The 15,732-nt window shown below is 42.8% G+C and carries 11 protein-coding genes; 6 read left to right on the plus strand and 5 right to left on the minus strand.

The genetic code is table 11. The features are described from left to right. Positions 1–6: 6 nt before the first annotated feature. The 5 genes from HUW51_RS20350 to HUW51_RS20370 all read right to left on the minus strand — a co-directional run bounded on the left by HUW51_RS20350 (position 7) and on the right by HUW51_RS20370 (position 5,067). Positions 7–957, minus strand: coding sequence for a Rossmann-fold NAD(P)-binding domain-containing protein (locus tag HUW51_RS20350; RefSeq protein ID WP_185271450.1), 951 nt, complete (start codon positions 955–957; stop codon positions 7–9). Then, complete coding sequence (locus HUW51_RS20355) at positions 954–2,096, minus strand: aspartate aminotransferase family protein (protein ID WP_185271451.1); 1,143 nt, start codon at positions 2,094–2,096, stop codon at positions 954–956. Before HUW51_RS20355 ends, HUW51_RS20350 begins: the two co-directional genes overlap by 4 nt. Before the next feature lie 44 nt (positions 2,097–2,140). After that, on the minus strand, positions 2,141–3,127 hold the full coding sequence (gene argC, locus HUW51_RS20360) for an N-acetyl-gamma-glutamyl-phosphate reductase (RefSeq protein ID WP_185271452.1): 987 nt from the start codon (positions 3,125–3,127) through the stop codon (positions 2,141–2,143). Between the two features lies 1 nt (position 3,128). Then, a complete protein-coding gene (locus tag HUW51_RS20365) occupies positions 3,129–4,316 on the minus strand; it encodes an argininosuccinate synthase (RefSeq protein WP_185271453.1) in 1,188 nt (395 codons plus the stop codon). A 100-nt stretch (positions 4,317–4,416) separates the two neighbouring features. After that, positions 4,417–5,067, minus strand: coding sequence for a GNAT family N-acetyltransferase (locus HUW51_RS20370; protein ID WP_394353965.1), 651 nt, complete (start codon positions 5,065–5,067; stop codon positions 4,417–4,419). A 621-nt stretch (positions 5,068–5,688) separates the two neighbouring features. On the opposite strand from HUW51_RS20370, the gene HUW51_RS20375 reads away from it, so the two are divergent. The 6 genes from HUW51_RS20375 to HUW51_RS20400 all read left to right on the plus strand — a co-directional run bounded on the left by HUW51_RS20375 (position 5,689) and on the right by HUW51_RS20400 (position 15,726). After that, positions 5,689–6,537, plus strand: coding sequence for a prephenate dehydrogenase (locus tag HUW51_RS20375; RefSeq protein ID WP_185271454.1), 849 nt, complete (start codon positions 5,689–5,691; stop codon positions 6,535–6,537). A 239-nt stretch (positions 6,538–6,776) separates the two neighbouring features. Further along, entirely contained in the window at positions 6,777–7,025 is a 249-nt protein-coding gene (locus tag HUW51_RS20380; RefSeq protein ID WP_228466787.1) for a hypothetical protein, read from the plus strand. An 80-nt stretch (positions 7,026–7,105) separates the two neighbouring features. Further along, positions 7,106–9,643, plus strand: coding sequence for a DNA gyrase subunit A (gene gyrA, locus HUW51_RS20385; protein ID WP_185271456.1), 2,538 nt, complete (start codon positions 7,106–7,108; stop codon positions 9,641–9,643). A 36-nt stretch (positions 9,644–9,679) separates the two neighbouring features. Then, complete coding sequence (locus HUW51_RS20390) at positions 9,680–10,816, plus strand: tetratricopeptide repeat protein (RefSeq protein ID WP_185271457.1); 1,137 nt, start codon at positions 9,680–9,682, stop codon at positions 10,814–10,816. A 267-nt stretch (positions 10,817–11,083) separates the two neighbouring features. Then, on the plus strand, positions 11,084–12,469 hold the full coding sequence (locus HUW51_RS20395) for a c-type cytochrome domain-containing protein (RefSeq protein WP_185271458.1): 1,386 nt from the start codon (positions 11,084–11,086) through the stop codon (positions 12,467–12,469). A gap of 11 nt (positions 12,470–12,480) precedes the next feature. Continuing rightward, positions 12,481–15,726 carry a DUF1553 domain-containing protein gene (locus HUW51_RS20400; protein ID WP_185271459.1) on the plus strand — a complete coding sequence of 1,082 codons (3,246 nt, stop codon included), beginning with the start codon at positions 12,481–12,483 and terminating at the stop codon, positions 15,724–15,726. Positions 15,727–15,732 lie beyond the last annotated feature (6 nt).

Below are 15,732 nucleotides of genomic sequence, written 5' to 3' on the forward strand. Positions count from 1 at the left end.
CAAAATTTAAAAATTTGCTTCCAGTATTTTCTTTAAAACCACCTGTGCCGCAAACACCCGGTTCGCCGCTTCCGGAATAACTAAAGAATTTGGCCCATCCAGGATTTCCGCCGAAAGTTCCAGGTCGCGGCGCACTGGTAAACAGTGCATTACTTTGGCCTGGTTGGTTGTTTTCAGCCGATCATTAGTAAGAAGCCAGGCAGCGTCCGTGCTCAGAATTTTGCCATAATCATGAAAAGCCGACCAGTTTTTAACATAGATAAAATCAGCGTTTTCCAACGCTTCTTCCTGGTTATGCGTAATGGTGGCTCCTGTGGTAAATTCTTCAGCTAGCTCATAACCTTTGGGGTGCGTTATCACAAAATCAACGTCAGCCTGGCTCATCCATTCGGCGAAGGAATTAGGCACGGCCTGGGGTAAAGCTTTTACGTGCGGCGCCCAAGTTAAAACCACTTTGGGTCGGGCTTTAATTTTATGCTCAGTAATAGTAATTAAATCGGCTAAGCTTTGCAGCGGGTGGCGGGTGCCCGATTCCAGACTCACCACCGGAATTTTCGCAAACTGAATAAACTTTTGCAGAATATCTTCACTGTAATCTTCATCGCGGTTTTGTAATCCCGGAAAAGACCTGATACCCAACACATCAAAATACTGACCCATTACCCCGGCCGCTTCCCGGATATGTTCTACGGTGGTACCATTCATGATTACCCCATCCCGGGTTTCCAAGGCCCAGCCTTCTTTATCAATATTCATCACAATGGCTTCCATGCCCAAATTAGTAGCGGCTTTTTGGGAACTTAAGCGGGTGCGTAGACTCGGATTTAAGAAAATTAAACCTAAAGTTTTCTGTTTACCTAATTGCGAATAAGCAAAGGGATTTTTCTTTAATTCTAAAGCTTCGTTTACTAAAGCGTTTATATCGGTTACATCGGCTACCGAAGTGAAATTTCTCATAGTGCGTAGGTTTTTGCCAATACCGCCTGAAAAGCGTCCAGGAATAAATCAGCTTCTTGTTTTTGCAGGTTTAAGGCCGGCAATATACGGATGGTATTTTTATTTGAAGAAGAACCCAAGAAAATATGATGCTCTTCCAGTAATTGTTTGCGGATAGGAGCGGCATTATCCGGTAATTCTACCCCAACCATTAAGCCCTGACCGCGTATTTCGGCAATTCCATCAAAGCCGCTAAGATTTTGCATTAGGTAGTTGCCCATTTCGGCGGCATTCGCCAATAAATTTTCTTCTTTAATTACATCTAACACCGCAATAGCGGCCGCACAAGCCAAGTAATTCCCCCCAAAGGTGGTGCCTAACATACCGTGTTTTGCCTGAAACTTGGGATGAATTAACACGCCCGCTACCGGAAAACCGTTGCCCATACCTTTCGCCACTGTTACAATATCGGCCTGCACGTTGCTGTGTTGGTGGGCAAAGAATTTACCCGAACGGCCATAACCCGATTGAATCTCATCGAGGATTAATACAGCATTATGCGCATCGCAGAAAGTACGTAGTGCCTGCAAAAACTCCGGTGAAGGAATATTTACGCCACCCACACCTTGAATGCCTTCAATGATTACCGCGCAAATATCTTCCGGGTTTTTTAAATTTTTTAGTGCTTGCAGGTCATTAAACGGCAAAAACACAGTTTCATGATTGGCATTTAAGGGAGCCAAAATAGAGGGATCGGGCGTAATGGCCACGGCAGCCGAAGTACGGCCATGAAACGCTTTCGTAAAGGCTAAAACTTTTTTTCGTCCGTTGTAAAATGAGGCTACTTTTAAAGCATTCTCGTTGGCTTCGGCACCGGAGTTTATTAAAAATAAATTGTAATCGGGATAACCGCATAGTTCCCCCAGCTTCGTAGCCAGTTCTTCTTGCTGCGGAATTTTAACAGAATTAGAGTAAAAACCAATTTGCGCTAGCTGGTCCGTAATTTTTTGCACGTATTGCGGATGGCTATGGCCAATAGAAATAACCGCGTGGCCGCCGTAAAGGTCTAAATATTTGGTGCCCGATTCGTCCCACAGGTAAGATCCTTGAGCCTTTACCGGAGTAATATCAAAAAGTGGATATACATCGAATAATTTCATTTTACCAGAATTTTAAAATTTTAAAAAATAAACCTACAACTTCCTTAAAATCCGGATGGCTTTAACAACAGTCCAGTTGTTTCCGGCAAGTCAAAAAGCAAGTTCATGTTTTGAACTGCCTGCCCCGAAGCTCCTTTCAAAAGGTTATCAATTAAGCTGATAATAACCAATTGATCTTCGTGTTTTTCGAGGTAGAGCAAACATTTGTTTGTATTTACCACTTGCTTCACGTGCGGATTTTTATTCGTGACGTGGGTGAAAGCGGCATTCTGGTAAAACCGCCTGTAGTTTTCGTAAGCTTCTTCGAGGCTCCAGTTACATGTTAAGTAGGAGGTGCATAATATACCACGGGTAAAATTGCCGCGGTAGGGCACAAAGTTAATGCGGGGAATAGCTTGGTTGATTTGCAAAGTTCCCAAGGTCCGGCGCATTTCGTTTAAATGCTGGTGATTTAAAACTTTATAAGCCGAAACATTGCTATCGCGCCAGCTAAAATGGCTGGTCTCAGAAAAACTCTGTCCCGCCCCAGTAGAGCCGGTTATGCCGCTGATATGTACATCCGAATGCAGTAATCCTTGCTCCGCTAAAGGGAGTAAAGCTAACTGCATGGCCGTGGCAAAGCAACCCGGATTGGCAATGTTCTGCGCCTTCCGGATTTTATCGGCGCCCAGTTCGGGCAAACCATAAGTAAATTCCCGATCCCCAAACGTAGGATTTACCCGGAAGTCCTGACTTAAGTCGATTATTTTTATACTGGCGGGGAAAGATTGCTGCGCTAAAAACTTCTGCGAAACTCCGTGGCCTAAGCATAAAAATAACACGTCAATATCGCCGGTCATCTCCTGGCTAAATGCCAGGTCGGTTTCACCCACTAAATCGGTATGCACCGAAGCCACGGGTTTGCCGCCACTGCTGTTGCTATGGGCAAAAACAATGGTAACCTGCGGATGAAAAATGAGCAAGCGCAAAAGTTCTCCGCCGGTATATCCAGCGGCCCCCACAATGCCTACTTTTATTTTTTGCTCATTCATCTTAAAGGCTGTTTACTTTATGATGAATCATGGTTTGATTACCAAAAATTTTGGAGAAACCTTTTACATCTTCGCCGGTCCAGGCATTGTTCATCTCGCCGTAAGAACCAAACTTCGACGACATTAAATCATGGTCAGAAGAAATACCAACCACGTGGTAGCGATAAGGCGCTAAAGCAACCGTTACTTTACCGGTAACCGTACTTTGCGTATCGGCCAGGAATTTCTCGATGTTGCGCATTACCGGATCTAAAAACTGACCTTCGTGCAGCAGATTACCGTACCACACCGCCAGTTGATCTTTCCAATATAATTGCCATTTGGTTAGCACGTGTTTTTCTAAAGCATGGTGGGCTTTAATAATTAAAATAGGAGCAGCGGCCTCAAAACCAACGCGGCCTTTAATGCCAATAATAGTATCGCCCACGTGAATATCGCGGCCAATACCAAATGGAGCAGCAATTTCGGTGAGTTTCTGAATGGCGGTAACCGAATTTTCAAAAACTTCTTCGTTAATACCTTTTAGTTCGCCGTTTACAAAGGTTAGCGTCACTTCTTCAGCATCTTGTTTGGTAACTTGCGTGGGCCAGGCTTCTTCGGGCAAATAGCCATAAGAAGTTAAAGTTTCGGCGCCACCTACCGAGGTACCCCATAACCCTTTATTAATGGAGTATTTGGCTTTTTCAAAGTTCATTTCTACGCCGTGGCTTTTCAAAAAGTCGATTTCTTCCTGGCGCGATAACTTATTATCCCGGATGGGAGTCAAAATTTGAACTTCCGGAATTAAAATGTTAAAAATCATATCGAACCGCACCTGGTCATTACCGGCACCGGTGCTGCCGTGCGCCACGTAATCGGCGCCCACTTGTTTGCAGTAATTGGCAATAGCTACCGCCTGCGATACCCGCTCGGCGCTTACCGACAGAGGATAGGTATTGTTTTTTAAAACATTGCCAAAAATCAGGTACTTAATGCATGAATCGTAGTAATTATCTGTTTCGTCCAGAACAGCAAATGATTTAACGCCTAAAGCGTAGGCTCTTCTTTCAATCTCCTTTAGTTCGGCTTCGTTAAAACCACCGGTATTTACAATGGCCGCGTGAATTTCCAGGTTTAAGGATTCAGCTAAATATTTAACGCAATAGGAGGTATCCAGGCCACCACTAAAAGCTAAAACTACTTTTTTCATTCGTGTTATTTTGTTGAAAATCAGATATAAAAATTATTTTTAAAAATTATTAATTTTAAGAATACAAAAAGAGCAGCTTTGTGGGCTGCTCTCGCGGGTATTATAAATCAGAAGAAGATTCTTCGGAGTCGCTGAGCAGATTTTTTATTTTGCGTTCCCTTTCCTGGGCCGGATCATAAAGCATAGCGGTGCACAAGCAGTTTTTGCGCTCCTTTAATGTTAAAATTTCAAAATTTACGCAGCTCCGGCATCCTTTCCAGAATTCTTCGTCGTCGGTAAGTTCCGAGTAAGTAACCGGACGATAACCCAAATCCGAGTTAATTTTCATCACGGCCAAACCGGTAGTTAAGCCAAAGATTTTAGAGTCCGGGTACTTTTTCCGGGATAGCGCAAAAACTTCTTGTTTTATACGCTTCGCTAATCCGCCTTTACGGAAGTTGGGAGATACAATTAAGCCCGAATTAGCCACGTATTCGCCATGACCCCAGGTTTCGATGTAACAGAAACCGGCCCATTCCCCGTCTTTGCTAAGGGCCACTACGGCTTTGCCTTCCAGCATTTTTAATTTTATGTATTCCGGCGAGCGTTTGGCAATGCCCGTGCCCCGGGATTTAGCTGAAGCTTCCATTTCGTCGCAAATAGTTTGCGCCCATATGGTATCGGCGGCGGTTGCCACTCTTATAATAAACTGATCGTCGGCTACTGGCAAAGAAGTTACCAGAGGAACATCAGTTTTTTTATCTTCAATCATTATCATGTTGATTATAAAAGAATTAAAGGAAGTAATCCTGCTAAAAGATTTTTTAAAAAAATGGTAAAATAAAAAGAGATTGGAAAACGGGTTACTGCGTAAGTTACCCTGGAACAGACTACGCCCTTACGGGGAATACCTGTTTACAAGCAGGCCTATATAATGGAGACGCCACAACCGCCGCTACCGGAAGGCTGGGTAGCGTAGATGTTGCTAAAGTGTAAGAATAATATTTCTCCATTTTTTTTAATTCGGTGCAAATGTAATTAAAATACTAAAAAAGCAAAGTTTTGGTTCTAATTTGTTTGTAAATTTTATGTAAAACTTTAACCTGGTTTATTTTACCAGCAAGAGTGCCGGTGTAACCAACTCAGGTTAAAATTAGAATTACGGGTAAAATTTACTCTTTCGTCTTTAATTGAAATAATACAGTACCTGCCCTAATTATTACGCAATTTACTTGCCAAAATACAAACAAAGTCTTTCTTACTGATGAAGAAAATATCATGCTGGAATTTGTTTTTAGCAGGTAAAACCATTTTTAATTAAGATTTAGTAAGTAAATGTGTTACTTTGGCGATTTTAAAACTAAATGCCGCTCTGGTATTCGTAATAAGTAAAATGCGACTTTGTATTGTAGGAATTGGTTTATTGGGTGGATCTTTTGCCCTTGGTTTAAAAGATAAGTTTCCAGGTTTAACGGTAATTGGGGTAGATTCTAATCCGGAACATGCCCAAAAAGCTTTGGATTTGGGCATTGTACAGGAAATTTTACCTCTAAAAGCCGCCGTTGCCCAAGCAGATTTAATTGTTTTGGCCACACCGGTTAATGCCATCGTTTCTTTGCTGCCCCAGGTTTTGGATTTGATTTCGCCCGCAGGAGTAGTTATCGACTTAGGGTCTACCAAAGAATTAATCTGTACGGCAGTAAAGGACCATCCGAAAAGAAAACAATTTGTGGCGGTTCACCCCATTGCGGGTACCGAAAATACCGGACCGGAAGCAGCTTTTGCGTCGTTGTTACCCGGCAAAACCATGATTATCTGCGAAAAAGAAAACAGCAACCCCGAAGCCGTACAAATGGTGGAGGAACTCTGCCGAAAATTAGAAATGCGAATTAGCTACATGGATGCTGCTTCGCACGATTTGCATTTAGCCTACGTATCGCACCTAAGCCACATTAGTTCGTTTGCCTTAGGCATTACCGTGCTGGACAAAGAAAAGAACGAACAAAATATATTTGATATGGCGGGTAGCGGTTTTTCTTCTACCGTGCGCTTAGCCAAAAGTTCACCGGAAATGTGGGCTCCCATCTTTACCCAGAATGGCAAAAACATTTCGGAAGCCTTAACCAGTTATATCGAAAAATTGCAAATTTTTAAAAAAATCATTGATCAGCAAGATGAAACCGGCAGCTATACGCTCATGAAAGAAGCCAACGAAATTCGCCGGATTTTGCAGGGAATTTAATAAGTATAGTATTTAAGATTGTTCGCTTACATCTTAATTTCTAAAATTTGTTACCAACGCATTTGCTCTTACAATAGGTTAAAAACAAGACCTATCTGAATTATAATGGACTAAGTGTTGTTTTAAATATACATGAATGTCTGTTAAATAAAATAGAAAAATGATCGTTAATAGCTTAAGTTTTTAGTTTGCAACTCAACTAAATCTTAGTTTTGCCTTATTGCTCCTACTAAAATACTTTGGTTAAGTTAACTGCTGCTGCTATGTTTCTTCGCTCCCGCTTGGGAATCTTATTAATCGTACTACTCCTTTTTTCCGGTTGCCGGCCCAGTTGCCCGATTGCTTCGTGCGCTGTCCGGAAAGTGCACCACCATGGCGGTAAAATTTACCGGGGACAACCGCTTTGGAAGAAACAAAACCCGCATATTGGGGAAGGAGTACCGAAGGAATTAAAGGAAAAGCCCGATTTCAAAAAGAAGAAGCCTTAACAAAAATGGTAAAATAGCTTAATTTTTCTGTAACTTGCAGGCCATGGTTTTCTATACATGACACTACTTTTTAGCATAAAATGACTGAAGGCGAACGAATAATACCCATAAATATTGAAGATGAAATGCGGGGAGCGTACATCGACTATTCCATGTCGGTGATTGTTTCCCGGGCCTTACCCGATGTACGTGATGGTCTTAAGCCGGTGCATCGCCGCGTATTGTACGGTATGTCGGAGTTGGGGGTTACTTACAACAAACCCTACAAAAAATCAGCCCGTATTGTGGGCGAAGTATTAGGAAAATACCACCCGCACGGCGATTCCTCGGTGTACGATACCATGGTGCGGATGGCCCAGGATTGGTCTTTGCGCTACCCGTTGGTGGATGGGCAAGGTAACTTTGGTTCCATCGATGGCGATTTTCCGGCGGCTATGCGTTATACCGAAGCCCGCTTAAAAAGAATTGCCGATGAATTACTGGACGATCTGGAAAAAAATACCGTTGATTTTGTTCCAAATTTCGACGATTCTTTAAAAGAGCCTAGCGTTATGCCGGCCAAATTGCCTAACTTATTAGTAAATGGTACTTCGGGTATTGCGGTTGGTATGGCCACCAATATGGCTCCGCACAACCTGAACGAAGTGGTAAACGGCATCATTGCCTATATTGATAATAACGATATTACTGTTGCTGATTTAATGCAATACATTACTGCCCCGGATTTTCCGACGGGTGGTATTATATATGGCTACGAAGGCGTACGCTCTGCTTACGAAACCGGCCGGGGCCGGGTAATTGTGCGGGCCAAAGCTACCTTTGAAACTACGCCTTCGGGTAAAGAGCAAATTGTGGTTTCCGAAATACCTTACATGGTAAATAAAGCGGCCATGATCGAAAAAACCGCTTCTTTAATTAACGAGAAAAAAATAGAAGGTATTTCGGACTTACGGGACGAATCGGACCGGGATGGATTACGAGTGGTATACGATCTCAAAAGAGACGCTATGCCTAATGTGGTTCTGAATAACCTCTATAAATACACCCAATTACAATCTTCATTCGGGGTAAACAATGTGGCGCTCGTAAACGGTCGGCCGCTTACCCTCAATTTAAAAGAATTAATCCGGTACTTTGTAGAGCATCGCCACGAAGTAGTTATTCGCCGGACCGAGTACGAGTTGGCCGAAGCCAGAAAACGCGCTCATATTCTGGAAGGTTTATTAATTGCCCTGGACAACCTCGACGAAGTTATTAATTTAATCCGCTCTTCCCGCGATCCGGATATAGCCCGGGCTGGATTAATTGAACGTTTTCAATTAACCGAAATTCAGGCCAGAGCTATTCTGGAAATGCGTTTGCAGCGTTTAACTGGTCTGGAACGCGATAAAATTGTTAAGGAATACGAAGAAATTAAGCAGTTAATAACGCATTTAGAAGCAATTCTGGCCAGCGAAGAGCTGCGCATGCAAATTATTAAAGACGAGCTCACTGATATTCGTGACCGTTACGGCGATCCGCGGCGCACTAGTGTCGAAATGTCGTCGAGCGACTTCTCCATGGAAGACATGATTCCGGACGAGAGCATGGTAATCACCATTTCGCACGAAGGCTATATTAAACGCACCGCTTTAACGGAGTACCGTAGCCAGAGCCGGGGTGGGGTTGGTTCTCGTGGGGTGGCCGCTTCTAAGCAAGACGATTTTACCGAGCATTTATTTATTGCCAACACGCATAACTACATGCTGCTCTTTACCGAATCGGGTAAGGTATTCTGGTTAAAAGTTTACGAAATTCCGGAAGGCAGCAAAACCGCTAAAGGCCGTGCCATTCAAAACTTAATTAATATTGATAAAGAAGATAAAGTACGGGCAGTCATAAACGTGCACGATTTAAAAAATCCAGATTACGTTTTAAATAATTACCTCATATTCTGTACTGAGCAAGGTACCATTAAGAAAACGCCGTTAGAGGCTTATTCCCGCCCTCGTTTAAACGGTATCAACGCTATTACCATCAACGAAGGCGACCGTTTGTTAGATGTGCGTTTAACAAATGGCTCTAACGATATTATTATGGCGCTTAAGTCCGGCAGGGCGGTGCGGTTTAACGAAGACAAAGTGCGTTCCATGGGCCGGAATGCCGCCGGTGTAAGAGGCGTTACCTTAGCTAACGAACAGGATAAAGTGGTGGGCATGGTTTGCGTAAGCGACCCTAATATGAACTTGCTGGTAGTATCGGAAAAAGGTTTTGGCAAACGCTCGGCTTTAGAAGAATACCGCATTACCAACCGGGGTGGTAAAGGAGTTAAAACTTTAAATATTACGGAGAAAACCGGTAAGCTGGTTGCCATACATGGCGTAATTGATACCGATGATCTGATGATTATCAACCGCTCGGGTATTACTATCCGGTTGCGGGTAAGTGATTTGCGGGTAATTGGCCGCGCTACGCAAGGCGTACGCTTAATCAAAATCAACGAAGGAGATGAAATCTCATCCGTTGCTAAAATTGAATACGAAGACAAAACCGAAATAGTCCTGAACCAGTCGGAGTTGCCGGCGGATGAATCATTAAATCCGGATTTAACAGATCCGGACTTAATAAATGAAAATTAATAAACCCTAACTTAAACTTAAAGAGTCATTTTTTGTATGAAAAAACTTTTGTTAACCACCGTTGCCATGGTAAGTATGCAGTTGGCAATGGCCCAAAAATCTGAAGTTACGAATGCACTTCTATCCCTAAAAAACGGAACCTTAGATAAAGCAAAAACTTCGATTGATAAAGCTGTTGTGCACGAAAAAACAGCGAACGACCCGAAAGCTTGGTTTACCAAAGGAGAAGTTTACGCCGCCTACATTGATAATCCTATTTTTGGTAAACAAGTACCTAACGCCGTAGAAGAAGCTTTCCAAGCTTACGACAAAGCCATTGCTTTAGATAAAGACGGCGAGTGGGGGAAACAAGCCGCCGCTAAAAAAGATAATTTGTATGCCGGTGCTTTTAACAACGCGGTAAACGCCTACAACGAAAAACGCTATGACGAAGCAATAAAAGCTTACACTATGGCTCAGAACATTCGTCCGCAGGATACCACTGCATATGTTTATGCAGCTTACGCTGCGGAGGCTAAACAAGATTTTCCTTTAGCAAAAGAAAATTATAAAAAACTGTTGGCCATGAACCACAAAACACCCATGGTTTACAACCGTTTAATTTATTTTGCGAAAGAGGTGGATAAAAACGAAGCCGAAACTGCTTCTTTGTTACAAGATGCCGTTAAAACTTTTCCGAATAACAAAGACTTTATGTTGGAAGAGTTAAACCTGTACGTAAAAGCTGGCAAAGGCAAAGAAGCCATTGGTAAACTTGAAAACGCCATTAAAGTAGACCCGAATAACCCTAACTTGTATAACGTATTAGGTTCTTTATACGACCAAACCGGCGAGAAGGACAAAGCCCGTCAGAACTACGAAGCCGCTTTAAAAATTGATCCGGCTAACTTCGACGCAAACTTTAACCTGGGTGTATACCACTATAACAAAGGCGCCGATATCAATAATAAATTAAGTAAGTTAAGTGCCGCTAATCAGCAAAAATCAGGAGCCAAAATGGCCGCCGATAGCAAACAAAGCTTTAATGCCGCTATTCCTTACTTTGAAGCTGCGCATAAATCAAACCCACAAGATGTAAGCACCATGGAAACTTTGGCTCGCGTGTACATACAAATGGGTAAAACCAAAGAAGCAGAAGCCATGAACAAAAAAGTGGATGCTTTGAAAAAGTAAATTTTTAAAAAATCAAAACAAAAAAGGAAGCTGCAAGGCTTCCTTTTTTGTTTTACGGCCTTGTCTATCAAAAACCAATTTTGTGCTTACAAAAGTTTTATTCCGGAAATAGAACTAGTTTAGCTTTATAACCGGCAATAGTTTTATCGATATAATTTCCTGATTTTAATTGCTTTTGGTATATTGCTTTTTAGGCATCTACATCAATTTTTAATTTTTTTCTTTTTTAAACTTTAAAAGCGATCACTAAACCACTATCATTTTGAAATGAGCGAATACCTGATTCAGTTTTTTGGGCGTTTACATCCTTTAGTGGTTCATTTACCTATTGGTATTATCATGCTGGCTATAGCCTTGCATGTATTAATTGGCTTTCCGCGTTTTGCCTCTTTTAAAGCGTTTTTACCTTTTTTGTGGTTTACCGGTTTTATTACCGCCGTAATGGCTTGTCTGGCTGGTTTTTTATTAAAATTAAGCGGCGGTTACGATCCGGAAGCTGTAGACCTGCATCAGTTTTTAGGAATTGCCTTGGCGATTGTTAGTGGGTTGGTTTTTTTAATTCAAAGCGGTCGATTTCCTGAAAAGTTGCTTTGGCCGGCGGTTATCACGGCTACCTTATTGTTAATGGGCACCGGCCATTATGGCGGCAACCTAACACACGGAGAAAATTATTTAGCTGAACCCATTTATGCTATAATTGGGCAAACCCCCGGTAAAAAAGCCCACCCCCCTATTACCGATTTAAAAAATGCCCTTGTTTACACCGATCTGGTGGAGCCTATTCTGGAACAAAAGTGCTACCAATGCCACAGCTCAAAAAAACAAAAAGGCGATTTACGTTTAGATAGCCCTGAACATTTACTGAAAGGTGGCGAACACGGAACCATCGTGAATGCCGGGAAAGCCGAAGAAAGCGATTTGTATAAACGCCTGATTTTACCCGAAGAAGATGACGACCGCATGCCGCCAAAAGGCAAACCCCAGCTTACCGAATCTGAAATAAAAGTAATTCATTGGTGGATTGAACAAGGAGGTGCTGATTTTAATAAGAAGGTGGCCGATTTACCCCAATACGATAAGATAAAAGTAGTATTAGCCAGTTTAACCAAGAACCCCGTCGCGAATACCGTTACCACCACAAAAGAATCGGAGATTCCGAATGTAAAAATAAAAGCACCAACACCGGCTATGTTGGCAAAAATCAAAGCCTTAGGGGTAGTCGTAAGTCCGTTGAGCCACGATAATGCTTATGTAGGATTAAACATGGTAAATGCCCCGAATTTTTCGGATGGCGACATGGCTTTATTAACCGAGCTAAGCGAAAACATAGTTTGGCTGGATATGTCGGAAACTAAAATTTCAAATAATGGCTTGGCGCAATTAAAAAATTTTAAAAATTTAACGCGCCTGAGTTTAGATCAAACTACTATATCGGACGCGGCCATTCCTTTTATAAAAAACCTGTCCCGGTTAAAATATTTAAACTTATACGGAACGCAAGTTACAGATCAAGGAATATCTCAATTAGCCGATTGTAAAAACTTAAAATCCATTTACTTATGGCAAACCAAAGTTACCGCCCAGGGCGTTGCAGCGTTGCAGCAGAAAATAGGCAGCGAAGTTGAAATTAATTTTGGAATGGACACTTTATAAAACCACGTGCCATGAAAAATTTTTTAAAAATTTACGGATTAATAAGCAGCTTTTTGCTACTGGCCTTACTGGCTTGCCACGAGCCGGATTTACCGCCCGAAGTGGAGCAAGCTTTAACGCAGGTTCCGGATAAAATTGATTACAACTTGCACGTAAAACCGATTTTATCGGATCGTTGCTTTGCCTGCCATGGTCCGGATAAAAACAAACAAAAAGGAGGTTTACGCTTAGATGGGGCATTGGCTTATGACAAGCAGAGCGAAGATACGGGCCGTAAAGCCTTAGTACCGGGCAATCTGGCTAAAAGCGAAGTATTTCACCGCATTGTCAGCACCGATCCGGAATATTTAATGCCCACTCCGGAATCGCATTTACAATTAAGTGCTTCGGAGAAAGCCATTTTAATTAAATGGATAAAAGATGGGGCTGTTTACAAACCGCATTGGTCGTTGGTGGCTCCTCAAAAACCGTCTTTGCCCGAAATCAAGAATAAAAGCTGGGCTAAAAACTCCATTGATTACTTTGTGTTGCAAAAGTTGGAGGAAAATGGCTTAAAGCCTAATCCGGAAGCTTCCAAAGAAACTCTAATTCGCCGGCTTTCTTTTGATTTAACGGGTTTGCCTCCCACCATTGCCGAAATAGATGCTTTTTTAGCCGATAAAAGCCCGCAAGCCTACGAACGGGTGGTAAACCGGTTATTACAGTCGCCGCATTTCGGCGAACGTTTAGCCGTAGATTGGTTGGATGTGGCCCGCTACGCCGATACCCACGGCTACCAGGACGATGGCTTGCGAAATGCTTACCCGTGGCGCGACTGGGTTATTTCAGCGTTTAACCGCAATATTCCTTATAATAAATTTATTACCTACCAACTGGCCGGCGATTTACTACCGCAACCCACCCGTGAACAACTCATTGCTACCTGCTTTTTACGCAACCATCCGCAAAGCCAGGAAGGCGGGATTGTGGACGAAGAATACCGGGTAGAATACGTAGCGGACCGGGTAAATACGTTCGGAAAGGCTTTTTTGGCTCAAAGCACAGAATGTGCCCGTTGCCACGATCATAAGTACGATCCTATATCCCAAAAAAATTATTACGAGCTTTCGGCATTTTTTAATAACAATAACGAAACCGGTGAAATACCCTACACCGGCGAAGCAAGTCCCACTTTGATTTTAACGAAACCCGAAGTAGAGGAGAAGCTACATTTTATTCGGACCCAGTTAAAGCCTTTGGAACAAAACCACTCAACAAAAACTAACTACGAAGAAAATTTTAAAAAATGGCTCATTCAGGCGCAAAATAATCCGGCGGCAGCTTTCCCGAAACAAGATGGTTTACTGGGGCATTTTACTTTTGATGAAAAAGAACCCCAAAACAAAGTTAAAAACACTTTAACCGCCCATTATACCAGCGGCGACAAAGACCGGAATCCTAATGCGATAGCGGGTAAGTTTGGTAAGGCAGTGCAGGTTAGTGGCGATATGGGCGTAGAGTTTAGTAAAGAATTAACCTTCGACCGGTACGAGCCTTTTAGCATTAGTTTGTGGGTAAACGTTTTAAAACCAGGCGAGCAAGGACCTTTATTTAACCGCACCAACGGCGAACTTGATAATTGGCGCGGTTACCTGTGCGGTTTAAATAAAGACGGCACGATGTCTTTAAAATTTGTGCACGTTTACCCGGCCAATGCCATTGAGGTGCAAACTACTCAAAATCTTACCCCCAAAACCTGGCACCACTTAGCTTTAGTGTATGATGGTAGCAGTCGGGCGCAAGGCATTCAGTTTTACCTGGATGGTAAATTAGTTCCGGTTAAAACAATTAACGATAACCTGCAGCAAAGCATGCTGTACGCCAAAGATAAAGCCAACTGGGGAATTCAAAATTTTAAATTAGGACAAGCTTCGATTAAATCTATTTCCAACGTTGCTTTTGATGAGTTCCGGGCGTACAACCGACAACTGGCCCCCATAGAAGTTTTAGAATTAGCCGGCCAGAAAGATGCAATCAAAAATCTGCTAAAAACTCCCGTAGCTAACTTGAGTGCCGACCAGAAAAACTACTTACGGGAATATTACCTTTTAGCTTTTGATACGCAGTATGCCGCTAAATTAAAAGAATTAAAGCAGCTCCGCAGCCAGGAAAACGAGTTACTGACCAATCAGGAAGAAGTAATGGTGTACCAGGAACTGCCTCAGCCCCGTGCCGCTTTTATCCTGGACCGGGGCGCCTACGATGCCCCCAAGGAACGCGTGAACCCCAATACCCCCGAAAATATTCTGGCTTTTAATCAAAAAATGCCGCGCAACCGCTTAGGTTTAGCGCAATGGTTGTTAAGTAAAGAGCAGCCTTTGTTCCCGAGGGTAGCGGTTAACCGCTTTTGGCAGCAATGTTTCGGGCAAGGCATTGTTAAAACGGCGGAGGATTTTGGCAACCAGGGCGATTTACCTAGCCATCCGGAATTACTGGATTATTTAGCCGTTACTTTCCGGGAAAGTAACTGGAACGTGAAAGCTTTGTTAAAAACCATGGTTATGTCGGCCACTTACCGGCAAGCATCCATACCTACTGCTGCAAATAAAGCAAAAGATCCCGATAACCGGTTATTTACCCGTGCACCCTCATACCGTTTATCTGCCGAAATGATCCGGGACAATGCTTTAACGGCTAGTGGCTTATTAACGCGCAAAGTAGGCGGAAAGAGCGTGTATCCTTACCAACCAGATGGTTTATGGGAAGCTTTAGCCACCCGTAACGCCACGCATTACGAAACCAGCAAAGGCCCTGATTTATACCGGCGCAGTTTATACACCGTCTGGAAACGCAGTTCGCCACCCCCAGCCATGATTAACTTTGACGTGCCCGACCGCTACATGTGCAGTGTGCGGCGACAAAAAACCAGCACGCCTTTGCAAGCCTTGGTATTAATGAACGATGTGCAATACGTGGAAGCAGCGCGGATTTTAGCCGAACGTATGATTCAGGAAGGCGGAGCTTCTCCGGAGCAACAGATTACTTACGCTTTCCGGGCTTTAACCAGCCGTTTCCCGAGACCCGACGAATTAAAAATTTTAAAAAATCTGTACGAACAGGAATACCAGGATTTTAAAAAATCGCCGAATCGGGCTACACAATTATTGCAAGAAGGAGCGTACCCGGTAAATAAAAAACTACCGCAAGAGGAGGTAGCTACTTGTGCGGTAGTTGCCAATACTCTCATGAATTTCGATGAATTTGTTATAAAGCGTTAATTATAC

It is taken from the genome of Adhaeribacter swui (genome assembly GCF_014217805.1).
In the GTDB taxonomy this organism is placed as follows: domain Bacteria; phylum Bacteroidota; class Bacteroidia; order Cytophagales; family Hymenobacteraceae; genus Adhaeribacter; species Adhaeribacter swui.